The sequence below is a fragment of the Natribaculum luteum genome (assembly GCF_023008545.1).
Taxonomy (GTDB): Archaea; Halobacteriota; Halobacteria; order Halobacteriales; family Natrialbaceae; genus Natribaculum; species Natribaculum luteum.
Window position 1 is genome coordinate 113,645 of record NZ_CP095397.1, and the last position, 26,641, is coordinate 140,285.

The window sequence follows — 26,641 nt, forward strand, 5'->3', positions numbered from 1 at the left end:
AAGAGTATCTATTTTTGACGCGAACGGCTGCGGACGGAGCCCCTCCAGACCAACGATGGATCGACGGACACACCTCACACACGCGCGAAACTTGCTTGTTAGCGGACTCGATACCCTCTCGGACGGACTCGCTCGACGGGTCGAGGTCGATCTGCGCGCACTCGCGGCGTTCAGGATCGCCCTCGGGACGCTGTTGCTCGCCGATCTCGCGAGGCGAGCACGGCACCTCACCGCGTTCTACACCGACGCCGGCGTCTTGCCACGATCGGCACTGTTCTCCGATTACTCTGACGTCTACTCGCTTCACGCCGTCTCTGGCGAGGCGTGGGTGCAGGTGTTGCTCTTTCTCGTCGCGGGCGCGTTCGCCCTCGCCATGGTCGTCGGCTACCGGACGAGGGTCGCGACGCTCGTCTCGTGGCTGCTGCTCGTCTCACTTCACGTCCGTAACCCGATGGTCCTCAACGGTGGCGACGTCCTGTTGCGCGTGCTCCTGTTCTGGGCGATCTTCCTGCCGCTTGGCGAGCGGTGGGCGATCGACGCTCGTCGTCTCACCCGAGAGCGATCGACCGTCGCCAACGTGGCGACGATGGCGGTGTTGCTCCAGATGGTCATCATGTACGTGACAAACGCCGTGCACAAGACCAGCGGAGAGATGTGGCTAAACGGTGAGGCAGTCGTCTACGTCTTCAGTCTCGACAAACTCACGTTCCTGCTGGGAAACCACCTCGAGGAGTACCACGCGCTGCTCGAACTGTTCACGCACCTGTGGATCGCACTGTTGGTTCTCTCGCCGCTGCTCGTCTTGCTGACCGGCGTCCGTCGTGCGGTGCTCGCCTCGCTTTTCGTCGGGATGCATCTCGGAATGCTCCTCACGCTCCGGATCGACCTGTTCCCGCTCGTGGTCGTCGCCGGACTCGTCCCGTTCTACCCACCCGTCGTCTGGGACGGCCTCTCGGCCTTAGCGTCTCGGTTCGGTCTCACTGACGCCCTCCGACGCCGACTCGAGCGACTCGAGGCCGTCGTTCCGGACGTCTCCACGCCAACGCTTTCTTCGCGGCTCGCTCGTGGGCGCGTCCTGTTTTCGACGATCCTCCCCTACGTCTTCCTCGTGCTCGTCGTCCTCTCGAGTGCCCAGTCGGTGGGCTACACCCAGGTTCCGGATCACGGAGAGACAGCCCTCGATGCCACCAAGATGGAGCAACACTGGCAGATGTTCGCGCCCGAGCCGCTACAGACGGACGGCTGGTACGTCGTTCCGGCGCGGCTGGAAAACGGATCCGAAGTCGACGCCTACCACGGGTCGCAGGTCGACTGGGACCGGCCACCGAGCGTCGAGAAGACGTATCCGACGTCCCGCTGGCGCAAGTACCTCTCGAACGTGTGGTCGGGTGACAACGAGAACCACCGGGAGTACTTCAGTGACTATCTCTGTGACCGCTGGAACCGCCAGCACGAAACGAACGTGGAGAACCTGACGCTCTACTATATGAGACAGCCGTCGGAACCGTACAACGAGACCGAACCGGTCTACGACGTCGAGCTACACGAACACGAGTGTGCCGACGTCGAGACCGCTCCCGACGACCGGTAGCGTCGCGACTACAGCTCGTTTAGCTTCCGCAGGAGCTGTCCGCGGTACTCCTCGTCGCTCTGGACGCCCTTGAGTTCGAGGACGTTTCGCTCGAGTTTGTCGAGGGCGACCCGGAAAGCGTTCTCGGCGCCGTATCCCTCGCCGGAGCCGGCGACCTGACCCTTACTGGTTCGCAGGCGGATCTGACACGCGATCAGTGGGGTTCCGCGCAGTTTCTCCTTGTGTTCGTGGAAGCGGACGTGGGCGTGGAACACCTGCATCTCGGCGTACTTGTCCGAGACGTCCTCGATGCTCTGGACGATCGACTCCCGGGAAATCGTATCGAGCAGCGAGACGTTCGTGATCTGGACGTCCATGTGCTCTCGCTCCGTGTAGGTGAGCGCACGCAGGACGTCGGTCTTGGTGATGACGCCGTCGATAGTGCGGTCGTCGTCGCCCGTGACGACCAGTCCGCCGTAGTCGCTCTCGAGCATCTGCTCGACGGCCTCGCGGGCGGTCGCCTCGAGCGAGGTCGTCTCGACCGGGCTGTTCATGATGTCGTAGACGGGCACGTCGAGCATCCGCTGGGTGTCGCCAACGCGGTCGCCGGTCGTGGTCGAATCGTTCTCCCTGATGACGAAGTCCGCGATGTCGTGGGTCGTGACGACGCCGGTGAGATAGCCGTTCTCGTTTACCACCGGGAGCCGGGAGATGCCGTGTTCGCGCAGGTAGTTGATCGCCTTTCCGATGCCGTCGTCCTCCCCGAGCGTGACGGGGTCGTCGGTGTAGACGTCCGCGACAGTGATTGCGTCCAGGTTCTCGAGGACGGCCTCGAGGATGCCGTCGCCGCTCACGACTCCCCAGAGCTGGTCGTTCTCGAAGACGGGTGCGACTCGAGCGTTCCCCTCGACGAGTTTTCGCGCGGCGTCGCGGACGTCCTCGTGTCGGTCGAGTTGTGGAACCGGATCGTTCCGGCTCGGTTTCGTGAGCGCCGCCACCTTGGCGTCGTCCTCGACGTGGGACTGGAGCACCTCACGTTCGCTGAGCACGCCTTCGTACTCCCCGTCGTTCGTGACGATAAGTCCCTTGGGATTTCCGTTCTCGAACGTCGAACGGACCTTCCCCATTCGCGTCCCGACGTCGACTTCGATGTACTCCGTAGTGGCGATGTCAGCGATATCCATCGTTCTGGCCGGGGCTACTCTCGCGACGGTATTCAACGTACCGCCCGCACTCGCCGCCTCGTCGGTCGCTTTTTTCTCACACGAGGTGGAACGGACCCCATGGCACCTGACATCGACGTGTTCGGACGGTACACCTACCTCGCAACCGAACTGTTCTGGGGAGCGATCGCCCTCGCGCTGTTGCGACGTGCCGACGCCGTGCGGCGGGCCGCCGTCACGATCCTCGCTCTGTATCCCGTCGCCTACCTGTGGGACCGCTACACCCTCGAAGTCGGCGTCTTCTCGATCGACCTCCGGACGGGAATCGAGATCGCCGGCATCCCGCTCGAGGAGCACCTCTTCATGGCCGTCGTCCCGGGACTCGTCGTCGGATTTCACGAGAACATTTTCGGAGATCGAGGGCTCTCATCGAGTGCGACTGGACGGGAGTGACTTATTCGGTGAGATCGAACGTATCGGTGAATGGCAGGTCCTCGTCGTGCCGGCCGCCACCGACCACCCACGAGTGACGCCCGCGGCCCGGACCGCGCGATCCTCGGCATTTTCCGCGTTCTCGTCGCCGCCATCCTCGTCACGGCACTCGCACTCGGGGCTGTCGTCGCCGCCCCGTACGTCGTCGACGAACTCGAAGAGCGGACGTCGCCGGTCACGTTCGAAGAACCGCCGCCGGCCGGCGATCGCAACCCTGAACTGGTCGATCCGGACGATCCGAGCAGGTCGACGTACGACGCGACTGCCGGAACGGTCACGTCGGACGTCGTCGAGGACTTCGTCCACCAGAAGGTCAACGAACGTCGGACCGAACACGGACTCGAGCCGATCGAGTGGGACGGCACCGTCGCGTCGGTCTCGCGGGCTCATAGCGTCGACATGGCCGACCGGTCGTATTTCAACCACACGAACCCCGACGGCGAGAATCCGATGGACCGGTTCAACGACGTCGGCGGCTACTGCCGTGGCTACGGCGAGAACATCGCGATGACGTGGGTCGATCGCAAGGTCAGACATCCCGACGGGAGTACCACCACATACGAGACCCCCGAGGCGCTCGCCGAAGGGCTCGTCGAGCAGTGGATGAACTCGCCACCGCACCGAAGGGCGATTCTCGAGGAGTCCTGGGACCGCGGCGGCGTCGGCGTCTATCTGGCCGACGACGGACAGGTATTCGCGACGCACAACTTCTGTCAGACGTCGTCGTCGCCGTTTGGATGACCGATGGCCGGGACGCAAGCAGCCTCCCCGATCGGGCCGAAGCGCTCGACGAGAAGATACGACGGCAACTCGAACGCTCTTTGCACACGAGGTCGAAGGTAACGTATGGAGCTCCGGCAGGCACTCACGTCGATCTATCGAACTGCAAGCGACCGCGACGTGACCTTTCTCGCCGCCGGGTTCGCCTACTACGCGTTCGTCTCGCTGATCCCGCTGGTCTTGCTCGCGTTCGTCCTCGGCTCGCTACTCGGCGGCGAAGCGCTCGCCGAGCGCCTGATCACGGCCGCGGGCGACCTCCTGCCAGCGGCCGGCGACGAACTCGTCACCGACGCGCTGACGACCGAAGCTGGACGCGCGGAGGCGTCACTCGTCGCCCTCCTCGTCGCCACCTGGGGTGCGTTGAAAGTCTTCCGCGGACTGAGCAAGGCGTTCGACGAGGTGTACGGAACCGCCGGCGAGGTTTCGTTCCTCGAGGAGGTTCGCGACGGAATCGTGGTCATCGTCGCCATCGGCGGGGCGCTCGTGCTGATGATCGTCATCGGCGTGGTACTCGGCATCGTCGCCCGGGAGATCCCCTTCGTCGGCACCCTCAGCTGGCTCGCGCTGGTTCTCGGCCTCTTTTTCGCGTTTCTCCCGATCTACTACGTTCTCCCCCCGGTCAGCGTTCGCTTCGTCGAGATCGTCCCGGGTGCGGCCGTTGCCGCCATCGGGTGGACGATCCTCCAGGTCGGATTCCAGGTCTACGCCGCGAACGCGGCTCGCTACGCGGCCTACGGCGCGGTCGGAGTCGTCTTGCTCTTCGTCACGTGGCTTTACTTCGCGGGCATCCTGATCCTCGTCGGTGCCGTCGTCAACGTCGTCGTCTCGAGACCGGACGTCGCCGCACCGGAGTCGCCTCGGTCGGATCGAACCGAGAAACGTTATAACGACTCGGCTGACAGGCCTGACCAATGAGCGAGGAGCGATCCGACGCGACGGAGGAGACCCACGAGAGCGAAGGCGAGTCGGCAGCCGACGACGCGGGCGACGTCAACGCCCCCGGCGGCGGACCGCGCCGCGTCGTCTCGGACCAGAGCGTCGACGACATCCTCGAGTCGCTCGACTCGACGCGGTCGCAGGGGCCACCTGCTACCGACGATCAGGACGCTGAAGACGACAGCGACTCGGCCGACGACGAGGCGACGCGCGCCGCTCCGGCTGGGGACGACGCCGACACTCGAGGAGGTGACGATGCCAACGGCGCAGACTCGAGCGACGACGAGACCGAGCCGACGACCGACGACGGACTCGCCGCTCGCGTCGAGAGCGGGACCGTCACCGGGTCGGACGTCCGTGCAGCCGAAGCCGGCGAGGGTCGCGAACCGACGCCCGACGTCGGTGAGATCGACCTCTCGATCGACGACCTCACAGACGGCGACGAGACGGACGGCCCACTCGCCGGCACGCTCGAGGACGAGGGACCAGAACCGAGCGAGAGCAATCCGGCAGCCGGAGACGATAGCGTCGACGAAGACGAAGATGAAGACGAAGACGAAGACGACGGTGGGTTACTCGGCCGGATTCGACGCTTCTTCTCGTGAGGCGACTGTCGGACCCGGGGAGACGGGCTCGCCGTTCGTTCCCAGTAGCTGATAATCTCCTAACCATTTCTCGAGGGTTGCGAACGTAGGATAGGCCGCATGACACAGTACGACGTCGTACTCGTTCCGACGGACTGGAGCCCCCCAGCCGAGCGGGGCGTCGACCACGGTCTCGAACTCGCGGCCAACAACGCCGCCGACGTCCACTTCGTCTACGTCCTCGACAGGACGCGCTACGGCGACACGCCAGCGATCTCGAGTTACGAACTCGCACTCGAGGAGGCCGAAGACCAGGCCATCGAACGGCTCGAGGAGCTCGCAGACCGCGCTCGAGACCGCGGTCTGACTGCCGACGTCCACTGCAGGCGCGGAACGCCACACGAGGAGATCGTCGGCCTGGCGGAGACGATCGACGCCGACCTCGTCGTGATGGGCAAACACGGCGAAGGGCAGGCGGAGACGCCACACATCGGCAGCGTCGCCGATCGGGTGCTTCGGACGACCGAACGGCCAGTGTTCACGGTGTGAGACGGTCTGCTGTACCGATTTCCCGGTGCAACCGCAGGACGGTCGCGGTTGCACCGGAACTGACGTACAGTAGTCCGTACGAGCGCACGCGGATTTCGAGCGCCCCTGGTGATCGTCCGCTCGTGACCGGCGACTCGCTCGATCTCAGTCGCTCGTCGTCGTGTCGTCGAAACGATCCACACGTGTCGACCGTGGATTGGCTCGAGACAGAAGTAGTGGGTTGGGGCAGATTTGAACCACGCCCGAGAACCTGCTCGCTTCGCTCGCAGAACCTCGGTCTAGTTCAAATTGCCATAACCATTTTTGACGACGCGGACGCCTCGCTGCGCTCGTCGTCGTTGCGTCGTCAAAAATGGGTTGGGGCAGATTTGAACCACGGTCGCAGCAAGCTGCTCCCTGATTCAAATCAGCCCCACGTCACGATACCGTCGCTCGCGAATTTGCTCGAGACAGAAGTAGTGGGTTGGGGCAGATTTGAACTGCCGGCCTCCTCCATGTCAAGGAGGTGTCATAACCAGACTAGACCACCAACCCGTCTGGCTGCGTTCGTTCCGCGGCGCGTCGCGCCACGTTTTTCGTCTGCACTCGTTCGTTGCTCGCCGTCGTAATTGAAGGTTTCGAATCGGACGACGTGCGCGGGTTGTCACCACGGCCAGCGCCGGTATGTTTAAGTGTATGTACGGATTTGGACATCACAAGACAAGAGCGTACATTGGTGTTACCCTATGCAGGAATACGTCGAACGCGTCACGGAGGGACAGGACCTGACACAAACAGAGGCTCGAGCGGTCTCGAGTGCGGTGTTCGAGGGCGCGACGGAGGCACAGATCGGCGCGTTGCTCGCAGCGCTGCGCGCGAAAGGCGAGACTGAAGCCGAGATCGCCGGCTTCGCGGAGGGGATGCGCGCGGCCGCACGGACGATCGAACCCACACGCGAACCGCTGGTCGACACCTGCGGAACGGGCGGCGACGACTACGACACGATCAACGTCTCGACGACGAGTGCGATCGTGGCCTCCGGCGCGGGCGTACCCGTCGCGAAACACGGCAACTACTCGGTCTCCTCGTCGTCGGGAAGCGCGGACGTCCTGGAAGAACTCGGCGTCGAGGTCGAGGCCGAACCGCCGGCGGTCGAGGCGGCCATCGAGGACGACGGGATCGGCTTCATGCTCGCGCCCATCTTCCACCCCGCGATGAAGGCGGTCATCGGCCCGCGCAAAGAACTCGGGATGCGGACGGTGTTCAACGTCCTCGGGCCGCTGACCAACCCCGCAGGAGCCGACGCACAGGTCGTCGGCGTCTACGATCCCGACCTCGTTCCCGTCCTCGCCCAGGCGCTCGCGCGGATGGACGTCGACCGCGCGCTGGTCGCCCACGGGTCGGGCACCGACGAGATCGCCATCCACGGGGAGACAACGGTAGCGGAAGTCGACGGCGACGACGTCGAGGGGTATACCGTCGCGCCGGCCGACCTCGGCCTCGAGCGCCACGAGATCGGTGACATCGCCGGCGGTTCGCCGGCCGAAAACGCCGCCGACCTCCGCGGGATCGTCGACGGCGACGTCGACGGCGCAAAACGCGACGTGATCCTCGCGAACGCCGGGGCGGCACTCTACGTCGCCGGCGAGGCGACGTCGCTCGAGGACGGCGTCGAACGCGCACGCAAGGCGATCGACGACGGCGCGGCGGCGGGGAAACTCGAGCGACTCCAAACGGCGACACAAGAAGTACGATGACGCGCGTGAAAGTCTGTGGACTGACGCGCGAGAACGACGTCGAGCTGGCCGTCGGCGCCGGCGCGGACGCGGTCGGCGTCGTCTGTGACGTGCCGGTCGAGACGCCACGCGAGGTCGATCCCGACCGCGCCGCAGACCTCCTCGAGGTAGTCCCGCCGTTCGTGACGGGCGTGCTCGTGACGATGCCCGGCGCGGTCGACCGCGCCGTCGACCTCGTGGAGACGGTCGACCCCGACGCGATCCAGGTCCACGGCGGGCTCGAGCCGGCGGACCTCGAGACGCTACGCGAGGCCGTCGACGTGGCCGTCCTGTACGCGGTCGGTGCGGACGACGTCGAAATCGCGCGGACGTACGACGACGTCGTCGACGGACTGGTCGTCGACTCGGTCGACGCCGACGGCGGCGGCGGAACCGGCGAGACCCACGACTGGGAGCGCACTCGAGCGGCGACGGCCGACCTCGCGTCGCCGATCGTCCTCGCCGGGGGGCTCACGCCGGCGAACGTCGCCGACGCCGTCCGGACGGTCGAGCCGTTCGCCGTCGACGTCTCGAGCGGCGTCGAGGCCCGTGGCGGCGTCAAAGACGACGACGCCGTCCGATCGTTCGTCGAACGAGCGACGACTGCACGGCGGCGAGTCGACGGAGCGACGCCATGACCGGGGCACCGACGCTCGACCTCACGCGCGAGGCGTTTCGCGAGCACGCGGGGACGGCGGACGATCGCCCCGTCGTCGTCCGGGCGGTCGCGACCCTCGAGTCCGGGGTCACGCCGCTTGCCGCGTACGCGGCGCTGACCGGACGGACGAGCGACCGGGACCGCTCGCCGTACGCTTTCCTGCTCGAGAGCGCGGAGAAGACTGCCTCGAGCGATCCGGGCGGCGCGTTCCAGCCAGCGTCAGCGCAGACGGAACGCCACGCCCGATTTTCGTACGTCGGCTACGACCCCGAGGCCGTCGTCACCGTCGGTCCCGACGGGACGTCCGTCGAGAGGCTCTCCGCAGACGCTCCCCTCGAGTTGATCGAGACCGACCCGACGGGAGACGCCGTCGACGCGCTGCGGGCGGCGTTGCCTGACGTTCGACTGGCGAACGTCCCCGACTGCGATCGACAGCACCTCGAAGGTGGGCTCGTCGGCTTTCTCGCCTACGACGCCGTCTACGACCTCTGGCTCGAGGAGGTCGGACTCGAGCGTCCCGACTCGCGGTTTCCCGACGCCGAGTTCGTCCTGACGACGAAGACGCTCGTCTTCGACGAACGTGACGGGACGCTCTCGCTCGTGTTCACGCCGATCCTCGAGGCGGGGGACGATCCCGGCGAGGTCTACGACGAGATCCGGGCGGAAGCCGCCGCCGTCCGGGAGGCGCTCGAGACCGCCGACGACCTCGAGACCGGCGGCTTCGTCCGCCACGACGAGCGTGCTGGCTCGAGAGACGCATACGAGGAGAGCGTTCGCCGGGCGAAAGAACACGTCCTCGACGGCGACATCTACCAGGGGGTCGTCTCGCGCACGCGTGAGCTGTACGGCGAGGTCGACCCGCTCGGCTTCTACCAGTCGCTCCGGGACGTGAATCCCTCGCCGTACATGTATCTGCTCGAGCACGACGACCGAACCGTCGTCGGTGCGAGCCCCGAGACGCTCGTTTCCGTGCGCGGGCGCGAGGTCATGTCGAACCCGATCGCGGGGACCTGCGACCGCGGGACGAGTCCAGTGGAGGACCGTCGGCTGGCGGGCGAGATGCTCGCCGACGGGAAAGAACGCGCCGAGCACACGATGCTGGTCGACCTGGCGCGCAACGACGTCCGCCGGGTCTCGGAGCCGGGATCGATTCGCGTCGAGGAGTTTATGAACGTCCTGAAGTACAGCCACGTCCAGCACATCGAGTCGACCGTGACAGGTGAACTCGCGTCGGACGCGGACGCCTTCGACGCGACGCGGGCGGCGTTTCCCGCCGGGACGCTCTCGGGTGCGCCGAAGGTGCGAGCGATGGAGATCATCGACGAACTCGAGGCCAAACCGCGGGGGCTCTACGGCGGCGGCGTCGGCTACTACTCCTGGACCGGCGACGCCGACTTCGCGATCGTGATCCGGACGGCGACGATCGAGGCAGCTGGCGACGAGCGACGGATCACCGTCCAGGCCGGCGCGGGACTGGTCGCCGACAGCGACCCCACAGCCGAGTACGAGGAGACCGAAAAGAAGATGGACGGCGTGCTCACGGCCCTGGAGCGGATCGAGGTACCTGACGCCAAGCGGGATGCTCTCGAGACGACGCCGGAGGTGAGTCGATGAGCATCGCCACGGCCGACGAGAAGCGCGTGCTGTTCGTCGACAACTTCGATTCCTTTACCTACAACCTCGTCGAGTACGTCAGCCAGCATGCCGACACCGAGATCGTCAAGAACACGGCGTCGCTCGCGGACGTGCGTGCGGCCGATCCGGACGCGATCGTGATCAGCCCCGGTCCCGGACATCCGAAGAACGACCGGGACGTCGGCGTGTCACTCGACGTCCTCCGGGAGATCAGCCCCGACGTCCCGACGCTCGGCGTCTGTCTCGGCCTCGAGGCCGCCGTCTACGCCTACGGCGGCAGCGTCGGTCGCGCGCCCGAACCGATCCACGGGAAGGCGTCGTCGGTCGACCACGACGGGGCGGGCGTCTTCGAGGGACTCGAGCAGGGCTTTCGCGCCGGTCGGTACCACTCGCTGGTGGCGACGGAGGTGCCAGACTGTTTCGAAATTTCGGCGACGGCCGAACACGGCGAGGGGACGCTCGTGATGGGCGTTCGTCACCGGGAGTACCCACTCGAGTGCGTCCAGTTTCACCCCGAGAGCGTGCTCACGGCGGTCGGTCACGACGTGATCGAGAACTTCCTCTCGACGGCGTGAGCCGAGAGGTCACCAGCTGACGACGCCGACGGCGTACAGGGCGGCAAGGACGACCGCGGCAATGAGTCCGATTCGGATCGCCAGTTTAACCGCGATTCGAATCGCCGTCACGACGACGGCAAACGCCGCGAGGGCAGCGAGAACGAGGAGGATCGTCGACCCGGAAGTGAGTGCGTCGAGCATACGAGCGTACGCGTCCCCGGACGACGTAATCTTTCCGGATACAGTGAAAGAAAAGTGATCGTGACTGTCGGCGCTGCATGCAACGGCAGACTGTTTAACCACGTCGAACCCCTACCTCGGCCCAGTGATCACTGCCACCGGTTCGAGCCCGAGGGCGGCAGCTCGAAGGAGAGATGCGACGGGTGACGTAAGTGGGACGGTAGCCAGTGACTACTTTCAGTTCCCTCTGAAAATCATTAATACCGTCGCCGCCGTAGGTGGTGTCAGGCGCGAACGCGGCCGATTCGGCCGCCACTCTGTGTGGCAGACACAGTAAGAAACAGAGACATCTATACAAACCTATTTGTACTAATTCAAGAAAATCAGTCTAACACCACACGTTTTATGGTGGATGCACGATTACCGAACCTTCGTCACGAATGATGCGACCCAGCACCCGGTCCCACGATAGAATCGCCACGGGGCGGCGGGAAGCCCACGAGGTGACCCGCGCATGAGCGAGTCCGAACTCTCCGCGGACGAGATCACGCTGCCCGTCAAGCGCACCGAGGGCGACACGCTCGAGGAGCGCATGACCGACAACGCCTACCACAACATCCTGCCCGCACGTTACCTCCGGAAGGACGCCGAGGGAGAACTCGTCGAGGAGCAGGAGGATCTGTTCCCCCGCGTCGGCAAGAACGTCGCCCTCGCGGAGGCCGTCTACGAGGCCGAAAAACGCGACCTCGAGATCACGGTCACACCCGATCAGCTCAAGCCGGACCACCCGCGGCGGGACGAACTCGCCGAGGAGGTGTTCGGGAAAGGGACGTCGGTGGACGACGACGCCGAGACGACTCTCACGGAGGAGAACGTCAACAAGTTCGCCTACGACACGGTCGTTCCCGAACTCCCCGAGGAGATCCGCGACCACGTCGAGGACGTCGCCGAGACGTTCGTCGAGGGGATGGAATCGCTCTCCTTTATGCCGAACTCGCCGACCCTGATGAACGCCGGCGACGAACTCCAGCAGCTCTCGGCGTGTTTCGTGATGTCCCCGGACGACGACCTCTCCGACATCCACGAGACGGCCAAGAAGGCAGCCGAGGTCTTCCAGAGTGGCGGCGGCGTCGGCTACGGCTTCTGGCAGCTCCGACCGTACGGCGACTCGGTCGGATCGACCGGCGGCATCGCCTCGGGCCCGATCACGTTCATGCGGACGTACGACCAGCTCTGTGAGACGATCGCCCAGGGCGGAACCCGTCGTGGAGCCCAGATGGGCATCATGCGCGTCTCCCACCCCGACGTCATCGAGTTCATCCACGCGAAGAACAAGGACGTCTCGCTGGCTCACACGCTCCGACTCAACGATCCCGACGACTACACCTACACCACCTTCGCCGAGGCACTCGAGGAAGCCCGCGAACTCATCGACGAGGAGGGTCGCGTCCCCGAGCATCTGCGCAACGCCGTCGAAGGCCACCTCTCGAACTTCAACATCTCCGTCGGTGTCACCGACGACTTCATGGAGGCAGTGAAAAACGGCGAGGAGTACACCTTCACCAACCCGCGCACGGAAGAGCCCCACGTCGCCACCGAGGAGACCAAGGAGATGTACAGCCGCTACGGTCTCGGCGAGCACGTCGAGGTCGGCGAAGAGCTCTCGATCCCCGCAGAACTCATCTGGGAGCGGATCGTCGAGGGTGCCCACGAGAACGGCGAACCGGGCGTCATCTATCTCGAGCGGGTGAACAAAGAACATTCGTTCGACATCGAAGAAAATCCAGACCACAGGATTCTTGCAACAAATCCCTGTGGCGAACAGCCGCTCGAGGAGTACGAGGCCTGTAACCTCGGGCACATCAACCTCTCGACGCTCGCCGACCTCGAGACGCCGGACTGGCGCGTCTGGTCTGCAGAACACGAAGACGAGTACGACTCCCGCGAGGAGGCCGTCGCCGTCTTCCTCGAGGAGGCGATCGACTGGGAGGAGTTCGACGAGCGCATCGAGTACGGCACGCGCTTCCTCGAGAACGTCGTCACGATGTCCGACTTCCCGGTCGACGAGATCGAACGGAAGGTCCGGGAGATGCGCAAGATCGGACTCGGCGTCATGGGACTGGCCCAGCTGTACATCCAGCTCGGCGTCCGATACGGCAGCGATGAGGGCAACGAGATCGCCCGACAGCTGCTGATCCACATCAACCACGAGGCGAAGGCGACGAGTCACGAACTCGCGAAAGAGCGCGGCTCGTTCGACGACTGGGACGACTCGAAGTACGCCGACCCGACCGCTTACGACGAGTGGTTCGAGAAGCAGACCGGCGAGGACGCCGACGACTGGGACGAGGGCTTCCCCATCCGCAACCACAACGTGACGACCATCGCACCCACCGGGACGACCTCGATGGTCGGCAACACGACGGGTGGCTGTGAGCCAATCTACAACGTCGCCTACTACAAGAACGTCACCGACGACGTCCAGGGCGACGAGATGTTAGTCGAGTTCGACGACTACTTCCTGCGCGTCCTCGAGGCCAACGACATCGACGTCGAGGCCGCCAAAGCGGAGGCCCAGGAACAGATGGCCAACAACGGGTTCGACGGCGTCGAAGGGCTCTCGACCGTTCCAGACGCCATCGGCGAACTGTTCGTCATCACCTCTGACCTCTCGGCAAAAGACCACGCCGCAGTCCAGTGTGCCGCCCAGGAGGGCGTCGACTCGGCCATCTCGAAGACCGTCAACGCGCCCAACGACTCCACGCTCGAGGACGCAAAGGAGGTCTTCGAGTGGGTCTACGAACACGGCGGGAAGGGCGTCACCTACTACCGCGACGGTACCCGGAGCAAGCAGGTGCTGACGACGCGTGCGGACAACGCGGAGTTCGCCGACGAAGGCGAGGCCGCAGAAGCGATCGTCGAGCAGATCCGCGAGGTCTTCGGCAGTCTCGAGGCATTCCTCGAGAACGAGGACGTCCAGAACGTCGCCGAAGAGGAACTCGAGACGCTGCTCGGAACGGCCAACCTCCAGCCCGAGTACGCCGAAAAACGCGCCCGTCCGGACGCCCTGCAGGGCGTCAGCCAGCGCATCGACACCGGCTACGGCAAGGTCTACGTGACGATCAACGAGGACCCCGAGACCGGCCAGCCGTTCGAACTGTTCGCGAACATCGGCCACTCCGGCGGCTTCACCAACTCCTTCACCGAGGCGCTCGCGAAAGTGATCTCGACGGCGCTCAGGTCGGGCGTCGACCCCCACGAGATCGTCGACGAACTCTGTGGGACCCGGTCGCCGAAAGTCGCCTGGGACAAAGGCGAGCAGATCCAGTCGATTCCCGACGCCATCGGCACCGCGATGCGCCGGTACCTGGACGACGAGATCGACAAGCCCTACCCCAAACAGCAAACGCTCGAGGAGTCGGCAGACGCCGAGGACGTCGAGCACGCCGACCACGAGACCGACGGCGGCGCGGCGACTCGAGAGACCGACGACAGCAACGACGCCACCCAGGACCTCATCGACGCCGGCGAGTCACCCGAGTGTCCCTCGTGTGGCTCGCTGTCGCTTTACTACTCCGAAGGCTGCAAGACCTGCGAGTCCTGTGGCTGGAGCGAGTGCTAACCGCCCGCAACGCGCGTTAATCGGATCGTAGTCGATTCCTTCTCTCTCGTTTCTCGTCTCCGCCGAGCGGATTCACTCGTCGGCGAGCGGCGCTCGTCGGCTGCCGCCGGGCGTCGCTCGAGCCGTCACGTTCATGACGCCGTCGGCCGTTCGTCGAGAAAACGGCCGCCGCGTCGCAGAACGCGATTCCAGCAACGACACGAGGCCGAACCCTGAGTCGAGAGCCGATGACCGAACGAGACGACCTCCGAGACCGAAAACAGGGACCTCCCTGTCCGTTTTGCGACGCACCGCTGTACAAGCGCCACTGCAAGTACGTCTGTCCCCAACACGGCGTCGTCATCGACTGTAGCGACCCGTTTCGCTAGTCGCGATGCCGACGATCGCTCACCCGGCCGACGGGAGTCGGCCTCGAGCCAGCCGGTAGACGGGTCCCGCAAGCAAGAGCGCGGCCGCGAGCGCACACGCGATCGACAGCGGCGCGCCGAGGTCGCCGACTCCCGCAGTCGTGATCGTCGCCGTGGACGCGCCGACGACGACCGCGGCGACCGTCCACGGAAGTTCGCCGATCGCCGTCCCGACGACGAGGTGACCCAGCCTGACGTCGCTGACCGCCGCCGCACACGTCGAGACGTCCGACGGGATCGGCGCGAGACGAGAGGCCGTCACGCCCCGGATCGGCCCCGTCGCATCGTAGTAGCGCCGAACGACGTCGCCAGCGCGCTCGAGGACGCCCTCTGGGTGGCCACCACTCGAGTCGACCGCCGTCGTGGCGGTGATCCAGCGAACGCCGAGGAACACCGGGATCACGGTCACGACGACGCCGACGAGCGCGATCGGCACGCCGAGCGTGACGCCGTAGCCGTAGCCGACGACGGCAGCGAGTAGCGTCGGCGGCCACGCAAGCAACGGCCGAACGAGATACAGCCCCGCCACGACCAGTCCGAACAGATACGGATCCGCCGAGACCGACTCGAGGACTGCGACCGACGACGGCGAGAGCAACAGGCTCGCGACGACGACGAGTCCGACCGCTACGCCGCCCGCCAGCGGTCGCATCGACGTCAGCGTCATCGACTGCGATTCGAACTCGAGCGTTGAAGGTTTTGTGACTCTCAGTCGACAGTGACGGTCGACGAGACGTGCCCTCGGTCTCCGACTCACTCCCGTTCGATCACCGCGGTTCGGGCCCCACACGCGTCACACCGGAGGACGACCGACCCCTCCTCGCGCTCGAGGTGCGTATCGGGCGAGCCACACTCCGGACACGTCACGAACTCGGCGACGTAGTCGTCGATCAGTTCCCGAACCCGATCGGTACTGAAACTGCCGACGAGGCGAGCGCGTCCCCGTTCGTCGCGGCTGGCTCTCGTCCCGAGCCGTCGCTTGAGGTATCGGAGCACGTGATCTGGCTCCCTGTCGAGTCGATCGACCGTCTCGTCGAAGTTGTCGTAGACGGTCGTCTCGCCCTCACGACGGAGCGCCGGGTCCGGGACGGAAAACCGATCCGTCGGTTCGGCAGGTTCCGTCGTCTCCGAGAGCGCGTCTTCGAGGTGGTCTTCGTAATCAGACATGGTCAGTCGCCCCCGACTCCGATTCCATAGCGAGCCGAAGGTGGTCCAGCGAACTATGCATTTCGCAGGCGATCTCGGTCTCGACCTCGAGCGGCGGCCACGGTGGCTCGTCGGATTTCGATCGACGCCGACGGGACGCGAACTCGAGACGAGAGTGGCTACAGAATTTCCTCGAGCGCGGCGACGACTCGGTCGTTGTCCTCGGGTCGGGCCGTCGTCACTCGCATGTAGCCGGGACCGAGCCGGTCGTCGTCGAACGGTTTGACCAGAATGTTTCGCTCTCGCAGTTGTGCTGCGACGTCGGTCGCGTCGTGTGGGCTGAAGTCAGCGAGGAAGAAGTAGGTCTCGGTGGGAAACGTCTCGACTCCCAGCGACTCGAGGTCGGCGGCCAGCCGCGTCGTCCACGACCGGAGTCGGTCGATTCGGTCCCGGATCTTCGCCTCGTGCTCGAGCGTCGCGATCGCGGCCGCCTGACTCGGTCGCGCGAGCGGATAGGCGTCGTTGGTCGCGTTCAGATCGTCGGCGATCGGCTCGGGGAGAATCGCGTAGCCGATGCGAAAACCAGCCAGGCTGTGTGCTTTCGACAACGTCTGGGTCACGAGGAGATTGTCGTACTCGGGGACGAGGTGGGCCACCGACTCGTCGACGAAGTCGACGAACGCCTCGTCGATCAAAAACCGCGTCTCCGGGTTCGCCTCGAGGAGATCCGGGAGTGGATCCATGTCGAACGAGCCCCCGTTCGGATTGTTCGGATTGACGACGACCACGAGCGTCGTCTCGTCGGGGATCTCGAGATCGCGGAGATCGAACTGAAAGTCGGCTTCCGGCCGAAGCCGCGTTTCGGTGTACTGGTCGGCGATCTCCGAGAACAGCGGGTACGTCGGCGCGAGGAGGTGGACGTGCTGGCCGAACCGGTCGAACAACTGGCGGAGGATCAGTTCGGAGCCCGCGTTGACGTGGACGTTCCCGGTTCGAACCTCGAGGCGGTCGGCGAGCAGGTCGCGCAACGGCTCGGAGTGGGGCTCCGTGTAGTGATTGCTGCGTGGCAGTTCGTCCTCGGCGGCGGCGATCGCCTCGTCGATTGGCGGCAGTGGATTCTCACAGAGCAGCAGTGTGACGCCCTCGAATCCGGCCCCGCCCTTTTCTGCCGTCGACGAGTCGCTCATGCCGGAACCGGACGGCACGTGTCGTAACAAGCTTTTTTCGGTCTCCGGGATACTGTTCAGCGACGGTGACTCCACGCGAAGACGGTGCGTCACCGCTGTCACACCGCTGTCAGTCGGTTCTACTGTCCCAGCAGTCGACCAGGAGTACTCACCGAAGCGCACAGAAACTCCTTTGCTCGTGATTCCGTCGCTAGTCGCATGGGAGACGACGCCGAGGAAGAGAGCGACACCCAAGAAGGGCGTGAGACGCCCGAACTGGACGTGTCGTTCGAGGACGTCACCGGCGAGACCGAACTGACCGAATCCCAGGAGGAGCCGACCGATCGATTTCGTGGAGAGGACGCCGAGAGCCGTCCGACGACGGAGGTTACCTGTCCGCGCTGCGGGAACGACGAGGCCTACTGGCATCTCGAACAGACGCGTTCGGCTGACGAATCCGAAACCCGGTTTTTCGAGTGTACCGAGTGTGGCTACAGGTGGCGCGAGTACGATTGAGACTGGCTGATACTACTGGACAACAGTCAGTACACACCTGATCGCGACTCACGTCTGTCGCCACCGGCGACAGCGTCTCACGTGCGATCGGTGTGTGATCCGTTTCGTTCAGCAGTATGATAACACGTCGATCGCACGCGAGGGACACCCGACCGCGTCCGATCCGAGTCGTTCAAACCTGCCGACGAGAAAAAGAGGGTATGGACGAAGACGACTCTCGAGAACACGTCGTTCCCGGAACCGACGAAGAGCTCTCCGGGGCCGACGTTCGCGGCTACGACTTCCGTGGCGCGTTCGACTTCGACGACCTGCTGGACTCGTACGCGACGACGGGATTCCAGGCGACACAGCTCGCCGAAGCGATCGACATCGCCGAGCAGATGCAGGAAGAAGACGCGACGATCTACCTCACGTTTACTTCGAACATCATCTCCTCGGGGCTCCGCGAGGTCGTCGCCTACCTCGTCCGGGAGGGCTACGTCGACGTCATCATCACGACCTCTGGGTCGCTGACCGAGGACGTCATCAAGACGGCGAAACCGTTCAAAATGGGCGAGTGGGACGCAGACGAGGCCGCACTCAGAGAGCGCGGCATCAATCGTCTCGGGAACATCTTCGTCCCGTCCGATCGGTACGTCTGGCTCGAGGAGTACCTCTATGACTTCTTCGACGACTTCTTCGCCGAGAAGAAGGTCCGGACGCCGACGGCGTTCGCACGGGAGCTGGGGAAGACGCTGGACGACGAGGACTCGGTGCTCAAACAGGCCGCGGACAACGACGTGCCGGTCTACTGTCCGGCACTGACCGACGCGGAGGTCGGGAACTTCCTCTATTACTACCGGCAGGGGTACGATTCGGATGTCGGAATCGAAATCTTAGACGACTACGATTCGCTCATCGAGCAGTCGCTGCTGGCCGACACGACCGGCCTGATCGCGGTGGGCGGCGGCGTGCCCAAACACCACGCGATCATGACGAATCTGTTCCGCGGCGGTGCCGACTACGTCGTCTACATCTCGACCGGCGTCGAGGGAGACGGATCGCTGTCGGGTGCTCCGCCGAACGAAGCGGTCTCGTGGGGGAAGATCAAGGAAGCCGAGGACAACTACACGCTCGTCGAGGCGGAAGCGACGCTCGTGTTCCCGCTTCTGGTCGCTGGCGCGTTCAAACAGTAGTCTGGGCCGCTCGTTGGCCACGTATCGGCCGAGAACGACGTCTCCGAACTCGAGTCGAGCGACGACACAACGTTTATTCGCGTCCGTGAAACAACACGGAGCGATGGACGACCGCGTCGAACGAGGGCTGGCACTCCTCGAGCGCCTCGAGCACGAACAGCTGCCGCTTTCGGCAGCCGTCGATCGGATCGAGACCGTGACGACCGACCCGACGGTGACCCGGACGATCCTCGACGAGGCGGAGCTCCGGGGGATCATCGAGCGCGAAGACGGGATCGTCCGCCCGAAGAGCCGCCAGTACGTCCGATTCGAGCAGGACGTGATCACGAAAGACGGCGAGTTCACCTGCAAGCGCTGTGGCTCGAGTCTCTCGACTGGCTACTTCATCGACCTCGACGCGGGAGAGATCGGGCCGTTCGGCTCGTCGTGTATTCGAAAGGTGACTGGTCGCGAGTGACCGGCCCGGATACGAGCGCGATCGGATTCCGTTATCGTCCCTGTCGCAGCTCCGCGATCAACTGCTCGATCGTCTCCTGGTGGCGTTTCAGGAGCTCGTTCTGCCGTTCGACCGTCGCCTCGAGTTCGTCGAGTCGTTCGAACACTTCGGGATCGGTACGTGGCTCCGGCGAGTCGAACCCGCTCGCCTCGACGGAAGTCGCCTGGTTCGTCCTGTCGGTCGAGGAATCCTCGGTTCTGGTCGTCGTTTCGATCGTCGCGGCCGTCTGACCGTCGGCGACCGGCGCAGTCGCCTCGTCGCTGGTCTCGTCGCCGAGGTCAGCTGCGAGCGGGTCGGACCCAACGGCAGCCGTACCCGACTGCGCCTCGTGATCGTCTTCGGGTTCGGGCGGGTTCGCGTCGAGCGGGTCGACGCCGTCGCCAAAGGCCGTCGTGGGATCGTCGCGCGGCTCTTCGTCGTCCTCGTCCTCGTCCTCGCCGACGTGCACGTTGAGTTCCGCGAGCGAATCGACGTCGTAGTACTCGAACAGCGCGTACTCGAGGCGGTTTCGGACCTCGTCGGCCCGATCGTTCGGTGCCTTGATCCGCTGCTGGCGGCCGTCGACCTCGAGGACGATCTGGGTCGCTACGCTACCGTCTTCGAACGAGAGGTTCGTCACGTCGTCGAAGTGATACTGCTCGAAGTCGCCGTCCCAGACGGCTTCGCCGATGTGTTTGACCAGTCGGTCGCTGGTGATAATCAGCGTGAGTTCGCTGAACCGGTAGGTCTGGACCACCGTCTCGCCGGGATCCGTGATGCTGTTTCCGTTGAGGACGCCTGCGAGCACGGGGTGGAGCGCCTCTTCGGTTCGACTCGAGGGGATCGCGAAATCGCGGACGTCGTCGAGGGGATACTCGAGGGAGAACCGCGTCTTTCGCCGTCCCTCCGAGAGGGTGATCCGCTCGGCGTCGTGTGGGAATTCGTCGACCGATTCGTCGCTGAGCAGTCCTTCGGCGCGGTAGATGATCGTCCTCGTGGGCGTAATGTAGAGTTCGTCGTCGCCGCCGAGTGAGACGCGGGCGGCGATTTCTTCGTCGTCGAGAGTAGACTGTACGATACCGGGAACACTCATGCGACGGGGTTCGTCAGGGCCTGTGATAAATCCGTGGGTATACAGCGCACGCCCGCTCCGAATGAGAAGGTTAAAGAAACAGACCGCACTACGGGAAAGTGAGCCCGGGTGGCTTAGCTGGACATAGCGCCGCACTCATAGGGTTCAGAGATTCGGTGCGGTTTCGCCTTGGAAGCCTCCCTGTCCCTCGAGGACTGCCGAGCCTCGAACCTGGGACATGCGGAGATCGAGGGTTCGGAGCCCTCCCCGGGCACTGACTTTCTACGCGACGTCACAAAGTAGCGAGACGTGTCTGAACGCGAGTGTGCACGTCTGCTCGAGTCTGTCACACTCCACCGCCGGTGACGACGAACGCTCTCGCCAGGCCGTATCCCGACAGAGCGAGTTACGGTGTCAGCAGCTGCGACGTCAACCCGTTCGCTGGCGGAAGACCGTTCTCAGTCCCGGGGCCCCTATATGACTATAGCCCACACACATCACGTCAAGTGTTAATACGTCCCAGACACAACTAGAGCGTAATGACGCGTACCGCTCGGATTTTGCGGGTCGACCTCTCCGACGGTTCGATCTCGAGTCGTCCCATCCCCACAGCGTGGCTCGAGAAGTTCGTCGGGGGGAAGGGGCTGGGAGCCCGGTACCTGTACGAGGAACTCGACCCGGGCACCGATCCGCTCTCCCCGGAGAACGTTCTCCTCTTTGCGGTGGGGCCGCTGACCGGGTACACGCCCGGCGAGCAGCGATACGCAGCGATCACGAAGTCGCCGCTGACTGGAGCGTTTCTGGACTCGTACAGTGGGGGATCGTTTCCCGGACGGCTCGCGGGTTCGCTCGGCGACCACCTCCTTCTGGCGGTGACGGGCGAGGCCGAGCGTCCGGTCGTGCTGTCGGTCGCCGACGGCGAGGCGACGCTCGAGTCGGCCGACGACCTGTGGGGCGCAGACGCCGAGATGACCGCCGAACGGTTCCCCGACGCGGCCGTCGCGTGCGTCGGGCAGGCGGGCGAGAACGGGGTGCGGTACGCCACGATCGCCTCCGACGGGGGCGAACACCACGCCGGCCGCGGCGGAGCGGGAACGGTGATGGGTGCCAAGAAGCTGAAAGCGGTCGTCGCCCGCGGGTCGGCACCTGAAGGACTCACGGAGATCCGAGAGCGCTACGGGGAGGCCTTCGCCGAGAGCGACGCGGGCCGGTGGCTCGCGGCCAGCGACACGTTGGAGACGGTCGACTTCGCCGATCAGGTCGGCGTACTGCCGACTCGCGGGTGGCAGGAGGGACGATTCGAGGGGGCCGAAGAGATCGGAATCGAGCGGGTTCGGGAGACCGCACACGTTCGAGAGCGCCCGGACGATCCGGTCCCCGGCGGATTCCGCGTCGAAGTCGATGATGACGAGAGCGTCCCCCGTGGGTCGACGCCGATCGCGCTGGGTGCGGGACTGGGGATCGACGACTTCGACGCGGTGGCGACGCTGGGGGCGATCTGTGATCGACTCGCGATGGACGTGATCTCGGCTGGCAACGCGGTGGCGTGGGCAGTGCGGGCGAGCCAGGAGGGTCTGCTCGAGCGCGACCTGGCCTTCGGCGACGAGACGGCCGCCCGGACACTCATCGAAGAGATCGCCCACCGGTCGACGCCGCTGGGAGACGCGCTCGCGAAGGGCGTGGAAGGCGCAGCCGAGCAGTACGGAGGCGAGGAGCTGATCCCGACGGTCAAGGGGATGGACCTCTCCTCGTACGATCCGCGGGGCGCGGAGACGATGGCGCTCGCGTACGCCACCAGCGACCGGGGAGCGTGTCACCGCCGCGCCCGTCCGGTGGAGGTAGAGCCGGTCTGCGGCCGGGAGTGGAGTTCCGACGAGCAGGTCACCACGGTGATCGAAGAGCAAAATCGCCGCGCGGTGCTCTGGAGTTTGATCGCGGACGACTTCCTCGAGGACGTGTTGCGCGCCGATCTCGGTGCCGAGTGGCTGGCTGCCGTCGGGTACGACCACGAGCCGGAAGACCTGGCGCTCGCGGGAGAGCGGATCTGGACGCTGGTCCGGCTGTTCAACGTCCGAGATGGGTTTTCCCGGGCGGACGACGAACTGCCGGCGGCGCTGACGGTGCCGCTTGAGGGCGGGCCCAGCGAGGGGAACGCCATCGACCCCGCCGAGTTCGAGACGCTGCTCGAGGCGTATTACGCCCGGCGCGGCTGGGACGAATCGGGGCGTCCGACCCGACAGCTACTCGAGCGCCTGGACCTGGTTGACGTTCCGGACGAGGAGACGACGGTACCGCAGGTCCCCGGCACCTCCTCAGGCGAGGTGAGCGGGGATGACTGACAGCATCGACCTCGACGACCTCGACGTCGAGGACGAGGAGGACGAGGCCAACTACGGCGACTGGATCTGGCGCGGCGAGGGCGACCCGGCGGACGAACCCGCCTCCCCGTGGGCTGACGACCGACGGTCGACCGACGACGTGGACCCGGCAGGACGGGCCGACCAGGACGACCGCCCGGAGGCGGGACCGACGGGCGAACGGACCTCGACGCCGGCGGTGGACGATCCAGCAAACGCCGAAGACGCCGAGACGGCGACCGACTCCGCTGGCGGGGCGAACGCCGATCGAAAGGCTGCCCCGAGAGTGCCGAGGACGTCCCGGGGCCCCGTCGGAATACCGAAAGACGCCGGCGGCGCTGGCGGTACCGGCGGCGGGTCGAGGACCCCGTCCAGTGGTGCGAAACCGGACGCGTCCGGCCCCCACGGCGGCGACGCCGACGAGATGACGATGGCACTCACGTACGACGCGATCCGGGGGGTCGAGGATCCACGGTACGTGATCGCGAGCGCCAGGGAGTGGGCCGACTGGATCGGAATCGTCGGGGAGGTCTCGACGCCGACCATCCAGAAGTTCCAGCGGGACGTGGGGATCGACGTCGACTTCTTCGGCGGTTCGGCCACCGGGCCGGCCGAACGGCTCGCGGACGTCGACCGACGATCGATGTTCTACGCCGAGCGGATGGTCGTAGTCGGACCGGAGGACGACGCGTGGATCGCGAAAGCGGCCGACTGGGAGTTCGTGCCGCTCGAGGAGGCCGCCGAGAAGGCGGGCTGGGAACTCGAGTGAGACGAGATCTGGACGGCGTCTCGAGTCGGACGGTCTGGCCGTTTGACGGTATACTTTTAATATCGTTGGGACAATACCGTTTTTCGTGGGTGACGATAGCATATGACTATACGGACCGCACTCCGAACCTCGCGACTGGCCACGTACGCGATCCTGTTCGTTCTGGTGTGGTTACTGCTGACGACCTACCGGGTCGCCACGAGCTTCGACTGGTCGACGATCACGTCGCCGAGTTTCACCGGTCCAAACGCCGTTGGGGGGATCGTCGGCGTCGTAGTGCTGATCGCTCTGGTAATGTTGCTGATCGCGCTGTACGGCGAACTGAGCGAGACGGAACCGGCACCCGAACCCTGGCCACCCTCGGAGTAACATGCCGTACTTTAGCTGCGAAGGCTGTGACCACACGATCGACCTCGCGGTGTTCGATCGGGACACGCAGCGAGGCTACTGCCCCGTCTGTGAGGAGACCACGCTGTGGACGATCGAGTTCGAGGGTGGAGGAGAGGTGTCGCTGTGACCCTCCGCTTCGAAGTCAGTGATCGGTTCGTCGAGGCAGCCGATCAGTGGGCCGAGCGGCGGACGATCGATCGAGAGGAGGCCCTCGCCACGAAGGCAGAACAGTCCCTGCTGGAGATCGAACACCTCGTCTCCGGGTCCCACGACGTCGAATTCGAGGTCGACGGCCGCGAGATCCACTACGAACCGACCGAGGACCTGTCGGCGTTTCTCGACCGGTGGTCGTCGAAGACGGGCCTCGAGGAGAGTGCGGTGCTCGCGATGCACGTCGATCTCTTCGCCAGCGCGTTCCTCGACGAGGTGACCGACGGTGAGCGACAGCCGAACGTGCCGCCCGGGGACGCTGACAAGATTTAAGCGGCCCCCAGAATAATGTGTTGATATACCATGTCACACCAGGATAGCGGGTGGCGGCCAAAGGGTGCCACGGAGATCTACAACGGGTACGAAGTGTGGGATCACGGCGTTCACGCACACGAGGTAAACTGCGGCGACACGGAGGCCTGCCACGACGACGAGCACGACCACGAGTAGTCACGGAAACGCACGCTCTGCTCGCGGCGGCACGTAGAAGTTCGCTCTCGACAGCACCTCGACGAAGTCCAGAATGCCGTTGTTCTCCCGGTCGTTCACGGTCCCGGGCGACTCGTGTTCCTCGCGCAGCCACCAGCCGTTCATGGCGTCGCGCGTCGTCACGAAGTCCTCGAGGTCTTTCTGGAGCGAGAGGAAGTGAACGCCGGCGTGCCCGCTGTCGACGGTATTAAAATCACGCCGGAGGAGAAGCGGTTCCCCGTCCTCGCGGACGCGAGCGACTTTCTCCCAGTGGCCGACGACGCCCTCGTCACGAGCGTGGTCGGTGACGTTATCGGTGAACGGGAGGTCTGTCTCCAGTGCGTCGACGTCCGCCGGCGTAAACTCCGGTGAGAACATCCGCTCGGTGCGCTCGGATTCGTCCATCCCCCACCACGCGTCGAGCGACTGCCGGAGGTGTGAGAGGTGCATCGTGGTCCCGCCCTCGTACGGCCCGTCCTCGATGGTGACCCTGTCCTCGCTCGCCTGGGCACCTCTCACGTTCGAGAAGACACCCATAAAGTTCGGTACGTCCGAGGGAATCTCCGAGGGAACGCCATCGGTGTCGGCGTGGTCGGCCGGCAACCCGTCACCAGTGAACCCGGTTCGGCGCGTCCGGATCGACAGCACGTCTCCAAGCCGCTCCTCGACCGTCTCACCGGCGAGTTCCGAGTCCGAGTCGAACATCGCGCTCTCGACCGCGTTCAGGTGAGAGGGATCGTCGCTGGCGAGCACGAGCGCGGCGTCGAACGAGAGCAGGTCAGGGTCGTCGGTGCGGGACAGCACCTGCGGGTGGCGCACCGGCGAGGCCTCGAGCCGATCCAGTCGCTCGAAGTAGTCGCTGCCCCACCCGAGCATGTGTAACAGTCCTTCGGGCCCGTAGTCGAAGGCGGCCTCGAGCGTTCGTATCGCGCGCTCGACGGTGGCGGCATCTTCTTCCGTCGGCTCACCGTCGAGGGTGAGAAGGAGGATCCGGAAGTGGCGAGGAAGGAGCCGGTTGCCGTCCTCCCTGGCCGCGAGGCGCTCGTTCCACGCGTGCTGGCGCCGCGGGAGTTCGTCCCCTCGAGGGTTCGGCGGCAGGTCGGCCGACGGTCCCACGGTTCCCTGCTCCGAGCGCCCGAAGCACCCCGCCAGTCCGACGGCACCCGCCAATCCGGTGAGGCGCCGCAGCAGATTGCGACGTAGTGTCATACCACGGTATCGGGACGACGACCTGTGCGAACATAAGGCTTGTTCGGACCGCTCGGCCGGGTTCTCGTCGAAGGGGTAAGACCTTTGAGCGTCGTTCGAGTTGTAATGGCATGGGCAAACATATCATGCATCTCGATCCCAGTTTGCCACTCCCGCCCGAACTCGGCGCCGCCATCATCGCCATCGGGGTGCTCGTCCTCCTCGTAATCGGGTACGACGCCTACCGGTACGCGCAGAAGACTGACGGATGACGATGGAGCGATCAGGTCGGGGTGGCGACATTCGCACGGCTCTCGGATACCTCCGGATCGTCGTGTACGCCTGCGCGGCGGTACTGGCGATTACGCTCCTCGTCGTCGGCACCGTCGGACTCATCGCGGAACTGAAAGGGACCTGGCACTGGCAGATCCACCTCCACACCACGGTTAGCTACCTGGGACTGTTCGTCGGCTATCTCCTGGCGCTGCTCGTCCCCCTGTTTATGGTCCTCGTGGTCGGCCGACGGATGATCGACGATGCGTAAGATTACACACCCGTTCGGGCTGCTCGCCGTCGCTTCCCTGGGGGCGCTTTTCCTGCTGGTCGCCGGCGCGGGTGCGATCGCGGTCTGGGCCAGTCTGAACGATACCTGGAGACACTTCTTCCTCATGGAACAGACCTTCGCTACGCTCACACCGATCGTGCTCGGGGTCGCGGCAGTCGCGGTGATCACGAGTCTCGCGGCCATACTCCGAAGCGGTTCTCGTAACGACTGAACCGAGTGACACGCTCCTCACACCGACGCGAGGAACGTCAGTGACG

The 26,641-nt window shown here is 65.1% G+C and carries 31 protein-coding genes and 2 tRNA genes; 25 read left to right on the forward strand and 8 right to left on the reverse strand.

All coding sequences use genetic code 11. From position 1 onward, the window contains the following. Positions 1 to 55: 55 nt before the first annotated feature. A complete protein-coding gene (locus tag MU558_RS00645) occupies positions 56 to 1,591 on the forward strand; it encodes an HTTM domain-containing protein (protein WP_246971029.1) in 1,536 nt (511 codons plus the stop codon). Positions 1,592 to 1,599: 8 nt separating this feature from the next. Here the strand turns inward: MU558_RS00645 and MU558_RS00650 are convergent, their stop codons facing one another. Beyond that, on the reverse strand, positions 1,600 to 2,754 hold the full coding sequence (locus MU558_RS00650) for a CBS domain-containing protein (RefSeq protein WP_246971031.1): 1,155 nt from the start codon (positions 2,752 to 2,754) through the stop codon (positions 1,600 to 1,602). 99 nt (positions 2,755 to 2,853) lie between these two features. On the opposite strand from MU558_RS00650, the gene MU558_RS00655 reads away from it, so the two are divergent. The 5 genes from MU558_RS00655 (at position 2,854) to MU558_RS00675 (ending at position 6,074) form a co-directional block, all read left to right on the forward strand. Then, a complete protein-coding gene (locus MU558_RS00655; RefSeq protein ID WP_246971033.1) occupies positions 2,854 to 3,186 on the forward strand; it encodes a lycopene cyclase domain-containing protein in 333 nt (110 codons plus the stop codon). A 30-nt stretch (positions 3,187 to 3,216) separates the two neighbouring features. Then, positions 3,217 to 3,966, forward strand: a complete 750-nt coding sequence (locus MU558_RS00660; protein WP_246971035.1) for a CAP domain-containing protein — start codon at positions 3,217 to 3,219, stop codon at positions 3,964 to 3,966. Positions 3,967 to 4,071: 105 nt separating this feature from the next. Then, a complete protein-coding gene (locus MU558_RS00665; RefSeq protein ID WP_246971037.1) occupies positions 4,072 to 4,920 on the forward strand; it encodes a YihY/virulence factor BrkB family protein in 849 nt (282 codons plus the stop codon). Continuing rightward, the gene (locus MU558_RS00670) at positions 4,917 to 5,546 is read left to right on the forward strand and encodes a hypothetical protein (protein WP_246971040.1); all 630 of its coding nucleotides are present in this window, start codon (positions 4,917 to 4,919) and stop codon (positions 5,544 to 5,546) included. The genes MU558_RS00665 and MU558_RS00670 overlap by 4 nt, the downstream gene beginning before the upstream one ends. Before the next feature lie 99 nt (positions 5,547 to 5,645). Next, positions 5,646 to 6,074 carry a universal stress protein gene (locus tag MU558_RS00675; protein WP_246971042.1) on the forward strand — a complete coding sequence of 143 codons (429 nt, stop codon included), beginning with the start codon at positions 5,646 to 5,648 and terminating at the stop codon, positions 6,072 to 6,074. A gap of 459 nt (positions 6,075 to 6,533) precedes the next feature. Here MU558_RS00675 and MU558_RS00680 read toward each other — a convergent pair. Further along, positions 6,534 to 6,608 (reverse strand) — tRNA-Val (locus MU558_RS00680). A 191-nt stretch (positions 6,609 to 6,799) separates the two neighbouring features. Here MU558_RS00680 and trpD point away from each other — a divergent pair. From trpD to trpG, 4 genes are read left to right on the forward strand one after another with little or no spacing between them, the layout of a single operon-like run. Beyond that, complete coding sequence (gene trpD / locus MU558_RS00685) at positions 6,800 to 7,810, forward strand: anthranilate phosphoribosyltransferase (protein ID WP_246971044.1); 1,011 nt, start codon at positions 6,800 to 6,802, stop codon at positions 7,808 to 7,810. Continuing rightward, positions 7,807 to 8,466, forward strand: a complete 660-nt coding sequence (locus MU558_RS00690) for a phosphoribosylanthranilate isomerase (protein ID WP_246971046.1) — start codon at positions 7,807 to 7,809, stop codon at positions 8,464 to 8,466. Before trpD ends, MU558_RS00690 begins: the two co-directional genes overlap by 4 nt. Continuing rightward, positions 8,463 to 10,100, forward strand: a complete 1,638-nt coding sequence (trpE, locus tag MU558_RS00695) for an anthranilate synthase component I (RefSeq protein ID WP_246971048.1) — start codon at positions 8,463 to 8,465, stop codon at positions 10,098 to 10,100. Before MU558_RS00690 ends, trpE begins: the two co-directional genes overlap by 4 nt. Continuing rightward, entirely contained in the window at positions 10,097 to 10,696 is a 600-nt protein-coding gene (gene trpG, locus MU558_RS00700) for an anthranilate synthase component II (protein WP_246971050.1), read from the forward strand. The genes trpE and trpG overlap by 4 nt, the downstream gene beginning before the upstream one ends. Before the next feature lie 9 nt (positions 10,697 to 10,705). On the opposite strand, the gene MU558_RS00705 is transcribed toward trpG, so the two are convergent. Then, positions 10,706 to 10,879 carry a DUF8029 family protein gene (locus MU558_RS00705; protein WP_246971052.1) on the reverse strand — a complete coding sequence of 58 codons (174 nt, stop codon included), beginning with the start codon at positions 10,877 to 10,879 and terminating at the stop codon, positions 10,706 to 10,708. A gap of 493 nt (positions 10,880 to 11,372) precedes the next feature. Between MU558_RS00705 and MU558_RS00710 the strand changes: the two genes are divergently transcribed. Continuing rightward, entirely contained in the window at positions 11,373 to 14,480 is a 3,108-nt protein-coding gene (locus MU558_RS00710) for an adenosylcobalamin-dependent ribonucleoside-diphosphate reductase (RefSeq protein WP_246971054.1), read from the forward strand. A 227-nt stretch (positions 14,481 to 14,707) separates the two neighbouring features. Further along, the gene (locus tag MU558_RS00715) at positions 14,708 to 14,848 is read left to right on the forward strand and encodes an HVO_2523 family zinc finger protein (protein ID WP_246971056.1); all 141 of its coding nucleotides are present in this window, start codon (positions 14,708 to 14,710) and stop codon (positions 14,846 to 14,848) included. A 19-nt stretch (positions 14,849 to 14,867) separates the two neighbouring features. On the opposite strand, the gene MU558_RS00720 is transcribed toward MU558_RS00715, so the two are convergent. The 3 genes from MU558_RS00720 to MU558_RS00730 all read right to left on the reverse strand — a co-directional run bounded on the left by MU558_RS00720 (position 14,868) and on the right by MU558_RS00730 (position 17,220). Next, positions 14,868 to 15,554 (reverse strand): TVP38/TMEM64 family protein, encoded by a 687-nt coding sequence (locus MU558_RS00720; protein WP_246971059.1) that lies wholly within the window; start codon positions 15,552 to 15,554, stop codon positions 14,868 to 14,870. Between the two features lie 86 nt (positions 15,555 to 15,640). Next, positions 15,641 to 16,054, reverse strand: a complete 414-nt coding sequence (locus MU558_RS00725) for a translation initiation factor IF-2 subunit beta (RefSeq protein ID WP_246971062.1) — start codon at positions 16,052 to 16,054, stop codon at positions 15,641 to 15,643. A gap of 158 nt (positions 16,055 to 16,212) precedes the next feature. After that, positions 16,213 to 17,220, reverse strand: coding sequence for a pyridoxal phosphate-dependent aminotransferase (locus MU558_RS00730; protein WP_246971064.1), 1,008 nt, complete (start codon positions 17,218 to 17,220; stop codon positions 16,213 to 16,215). 198 nt (positions 17,221 to 17,418) lie between these two features. Between MU558_RS00730 and MU558_RS00735 the strand changes: the two genes are divergently transcribed. The 3 genes from MU558_RS00735 to MU558_RS00745 all read left to right on the forward strand — a co-directional run bounded on the left by MU558_RS00735 (position 17,419) and on the right by MU558_RS00745 (position 19,347). Next, entirely contained in the window at positions 17,419 to 17,715 is a 297-nt protein-coding gene (locus tag MU558_RS00735; protein WP_246971066.1) for a transcription factor S, read from the forward strand. A gap of 200 nt (positions 17,716 to 17,915) precedes the next feature. Beyond that, positions 17,916 to 18,890, forward strand: a complete 975-nt coding sequence (locus MU558_RS00740) for a deoxyhypusine synthase (protein ID WP_246971068.1) — start codon at positions 17,916 to 17,918, stop codon at positions 18,888 to 18,890. Positions 18,891 to 18,993: 103 nt separating this feature from the next. Next, positions 18,994 to 19,347 carry a DUF5830 family protein gene (locus MU558_RS00745; RefSeq protein ID WP_246971070.1) on the forward strand — a complete coding sequence of 118 codons (354 nt, stop codon included), beginning with the start codon at positions 18,994 to 18,996 and terminating at the stop codon, positions 19,345 to 19,347. A gap of 31 nt (positions 19,348 to 19,378) precedes the next feature. Here MU558_RS00745 and MU558_RS00750 read toward each other — a convergent pair whose 3' ends face one another. After that, positions 19,379 to 20,458, reverse strand: coding sequence for a DUF7115 domain-containing protein (locus MU558_RS00750; RefSeq protein ID WP_246971072.1), 1,080 nt, complete (start codon positions 20,456 to 20,458; stop codon positions 19,379 to 19,381). Between the two features lie 102 nt (positions 20,459 to 20,560). Here MU558_RS00750 and MU558_RS00755 point away from each other — a divergent pair. The 7 genes from MU558_RS00755 to MU558_RS00785 all read left to right on the forward strand — a co-directional run bounded on the left by MU558_RS00755 (position 20,561) and on the right by MU558_RS00785 (position 24,613). Then, positions 20,561 to 20,711 (forward strand) — tRNA-Met (locus MU558_RS00755). A 265-nt stretch (positions 20,712 to 20,976) separates the two neighbouring features. Next, positions 20,977 to 22,776, forward strand: a complete 1,800-nt coding sequence (locus tag MU558_RS00760) for an aldehyde ferredoxin oxidoreductase family protein (RefSeq protein WP_246971074.1) — start codon at positions 20,977 to 20,979, stop codon at positions 22,774 to 22,776. Next, the gene (locus MU558_RS00765; RefSeq protein ID WP_246971077.1) at positions 22,769 to 23,563 is read left to right on the forward strand and encodes a DUF7124 domain-containing protein; all 795 of its coding nucleotides are present in this window, start codon (positions 22,769 to 22,771) and stop codon (positions 23,561 to 23,563) included. The genes MU558_RS00760 and MU558_RS00765 overlap by 8 nt, the downstream gene beginning before the upstream one ends. 102 nt (positions 23,564 to 23,665) lie before the next feature. Further along, positions 23,666 to 23,932, forward strand: a complete 267-nt coding sequence (locus MU558_RS00770) for a hypothetical protein (RefSeq protein ID WP_246971079.1) — start codon at positions 23,666 to 23,668, stop codon at positions 23,930 to 23,932. Between the two features lies 1 nt (position 23,933). Next, positions 23,934 to 24,080 (forward strand): hypothetical protein, encoded by a 147-nt coding sequence (locus MU558_RS00775; protein WP_246971081.1) that lies wholly within the window; start codon positions 23,934 to 23,936, stop codon positions 24,078 to 24,080. Continuing rightward, positions 24,077 to 24,436, forward strand: a complete 360-nt coding sequence (locus tag MU558_RS00780) for a hypothetical protein (protein WP_246971083.1) — start codon at positions 24,077 to 24,079, stop codon at positions 24,434 to 24,436. The genes MU558_RS00775 and MU558_RS00780 overlap by 4 nt, the downstream gene beginning before the upstream one ends. A gap of 30 nt (positions 24,437 to 24,466) precedes the next feature. Continuing rightward, positions 24,467 to 24,613: a hypothetical protein gene (locus MU558_RS00785; protein ID WP_246971085.1), complete on the forward strand. Its 147-nt coding sequence runs from the start codon at positions 24,467 to 24,469 to the stop codon at positions 24,611 to 24,613. On the opposite strand, the gene MU558_RS00790 is transcribed toward MU558_RS00785, so the two are convergent. Continuing rightward, entirely contained in the window at positions 24,614 to 25,840 is a 1,227-nt protein-coding gene (locus MU558_RS00790) for a DUF7405 family protein (protein WP_246971086.1), read from the reverse strand. A 110-nt stretch (positions 25,841 to 25,950) separates the two neighbouring features. Here MU558_RS00790 and MU558_RS00795 point away from each other — a divergent pair, with 110 nt between their 5' ends. Genes MU558_RS00795 through MU558_RS00805 form a run of 3 tightly spaced genes read left to right on the forward strand, consistent with a single transcriptional unit; the run spans position 25,951 to position 26,595 of the window. Further along, on the forward strand, positions 25,951 to 26,091 hold the full coding sequence (locus MU558_RS00795; RefSeq protein WP_246971088.1) for a hypothetical protein: 141 nt from the start codon (positions 25,951 to 25,953) through the stop codon (positions 26,089 to 26,091). A gap of 2 nt (positions 26,092 to 26,093) precedes the next feature. Next, complete coding sequence (locus tag MU558_RS00800; RefSeq protein ID WP_246971090.1) at positions 26,094 to 26,363, forward strand: hypothetical protein; 270 nt, start codon at positions 26,094 to 26,096, stop codon at positions 26,361 to 26,363. After that, a complete protein-coding gene (locus MU558_RS00805) occupies positions 26,356 to 26,595 on the forward strand; it encodes a hypothetical protein (protein ID WP_246971092.1) in 240 nt (79 codons plus the stop codon). The genes MU558_RS00800 and MU558_RS00805 overlap by 8 nt, the downstream gene beginning before the upstream one ends. Positions 26,596 to 26,641: the final 46 nt, after the last annotated feature.

Bases quoted from the DNA above. Each gene is read 5' to 3' on its own strand.
- MU558_RS00800 (WP_246971090.1), top strand. From the start codon at position 26,094: ATGGAGCGATCAGGTCGGGGTGGCGACATTCGCACGGCTCTCGGATAC.
- MU558_RS00665 (WP_246971037.1), top strand. From the start codon at position 4,072: ATGGAGCTCCGGCAGGCACTCACGTCGATCTATCGAACTGCAAGCGAC.
- MU558_RS00670 (WP_246971040.1), top strand. From the start codon at position 4,917: ATGAGCGAGGAGCGATCCGACGCGACGGAGGAGACCCACGAGAGCGAA.
- MU558_RS00690 (WP_246971046.1), top strand. From the start codon at position 7,807: ATGACGCGCGTGAAAGTCTGTGGACTGACGCGCGAGAACGACGTCGAG.
- MU558_RS00645 (WP_246971029.1), top strand. From the start codon at position 56: ATGGATCGACGGACACACCTCACACACGCGCGAAACTTGCTTGTTAGC.
- MU558_RS00715 (WP_246971056.1), top strand. From the start codon at position 14,708: ATGACCGAACGAGACGACCTCCGAGACCGAAAACAGGGACCTCCCTGT.
- MU558_RS00735 (WP_246971066.1), top strand. From the start codon at position 17,419: ATGGGAGACGACGCCGAGGAAGAGAGCGACACCCAAGAAGGGCGTGAG.
- MU558_RS00785 (WP_246971085.1), top strand. From the start codon at position 24,467: ATGTCACACCAGGATAGCGGGTGGCGGCCAAAGGGTGCCACGGAGATC.
- MU558_RS00730 (WP_246971064.1), bottom strand. From the start codon at position 17,220: ATGAGCGACTCGTCGACGGCAGAAAAGGGCGGGGCCGGATTCGAGGGC.
- MU558_RS00750 (WP_246971072.1), bottom strand. From the start codon at position 20,458: ATGAGTGTTCCCGGTATCGTACAGTCTACTCTCGACGACGAAGAAATC.
- MU558_RS00770 (WP_246971079.1), top strand. From the start codon at position 23,666: ATGACTATACGGACCGCACTCCGAACCTCGCGACTGGCCACGTACGCG.
- MU558_RS00650 (WP_246971031.1), bottom strand. From the start codon at position 2,754: ATGGATATCGCTGACATCGCCACTACGGAGTACATCGAAGTCGACGTC.
- MU558_RS00740 (WP_246971068.1), top strand. From the start codon at position 17,916: ATGGACGAAGACGACTCTCGAGAACACGTCGTTCCCGGAACCGACGAA.
- MU558_RS00745 (WP_246971070.1), top strand. From the start codon at position 18,994: ATGGACGACCGCGTCGAACGAGGGCTGGCACTCCTCGAGCGCCTCGAG.
- MU558_RS00765 (WP_246971077.1), top strand. From the start codon at position 22,769: ATGACTGACAGCATCGACCTCGACGACCTCGACGTCGAGGACGAGGAG.
- MU558_RS00760 (WP_246971074.1), top strand. From the start codon at position 20,977: ATGACGCGTACCGCTCGGATTTTGCGGGTCGACCTCTCCGACGGTTCG.
- trpG (WP_246971050.1), top strand. From the start codon at position 10,097: ATGAGCATCGCCACGGCCGACGAGAAGCGCGTGCTGTTCGTCGACAAC.
- MU558_RS00720 (WP_246971059.1), bottom strand. From the start codon at position 15,554: ATGACGCTGACGTCGATGCGACCGCTGGCGGGCGGCGTAGCGGTCGGA.
- trpE (WP_246971048.1), top strand. From the start codon at position 8,463: ATGACCGGGGCACCGACGCTCGACCTCACGCGCGAGGCGTTTCGCGAG.
- MU558_RS00795 (WP_246971088.1), top strand. From the start codon at position 25,951: ATGGGCAAACATATCATGCATCTCGATCCCAGTTTGCCACTCCCGCCC.
- MU558_RS00660 (WP_246971035.1), top strand. From the start codon at position 3,217: ATGGCAGGTCCTCGTCGTGCCGGCCGCCACCGACCACCCACGAGTGAC.
- MU558_RS00710 (WP_246971054.1), top strand. From the start codon at position 11,373: ATGAGCGAGTCCGAACTCTCCGCGGACGAGATCACGCTGCCCGTCAAG.
- MU558_RS00705 (WP_246971052.1), bottom strand. From the start codon at position 10,879: ATGCTCGACGCACTCACTTCCGGGTCGACGATCCTCCTCGTTCTCGCT.
- MU558_RS00790 (WP_246971086.1), bottom strand. From the start codon at position 25,840: ATGACACTACGTCGCAATCTGCTGCGGCGCCTCACCGGATTGGCGGGT.
- MU558_RS00775 (WP_246971081.1), top strand. From the start codon at position 23,934: ATGCCGTACTTTAGCTGCGAAGGCTGTGACCACACGATCGACCTCGCG.
- MU558_RS00725 (WP_246971062.1), bottom strand. From the start codon at position 16,054: ATGTCTGATTACGAAGACCACCTCGAAGACGCGCTCTCGGAGACGACG.
- MU558_RS00805 (WP_246971092.1), top strand. From the start codon at position 26,356: ATGCGTAAGATTACACACCCGTTCGGGCTGCTCGCCGTCGCTTCCCTG.
- trpD (WP_246971044.1), top strand. From the start codon at position 6,800: ATGCAGGAATACGTCGAACGCGTCACGGAGGGACAGGACCTGACACAA.
- MU558_RS00675 (WP_246971042.1), top strand. From the start codon at position 5,646: ATGACACAGTACGACGTCGTACTCGTTCCGACGGACTGGAGCCCCCCA.
- MU558_RS00655 (WP_246971033.1), top strand. From the start codon at position 2,854: ATGGCACCTGACATCGACGTGTTCGGACGGTACACCTACCTCGCAACC.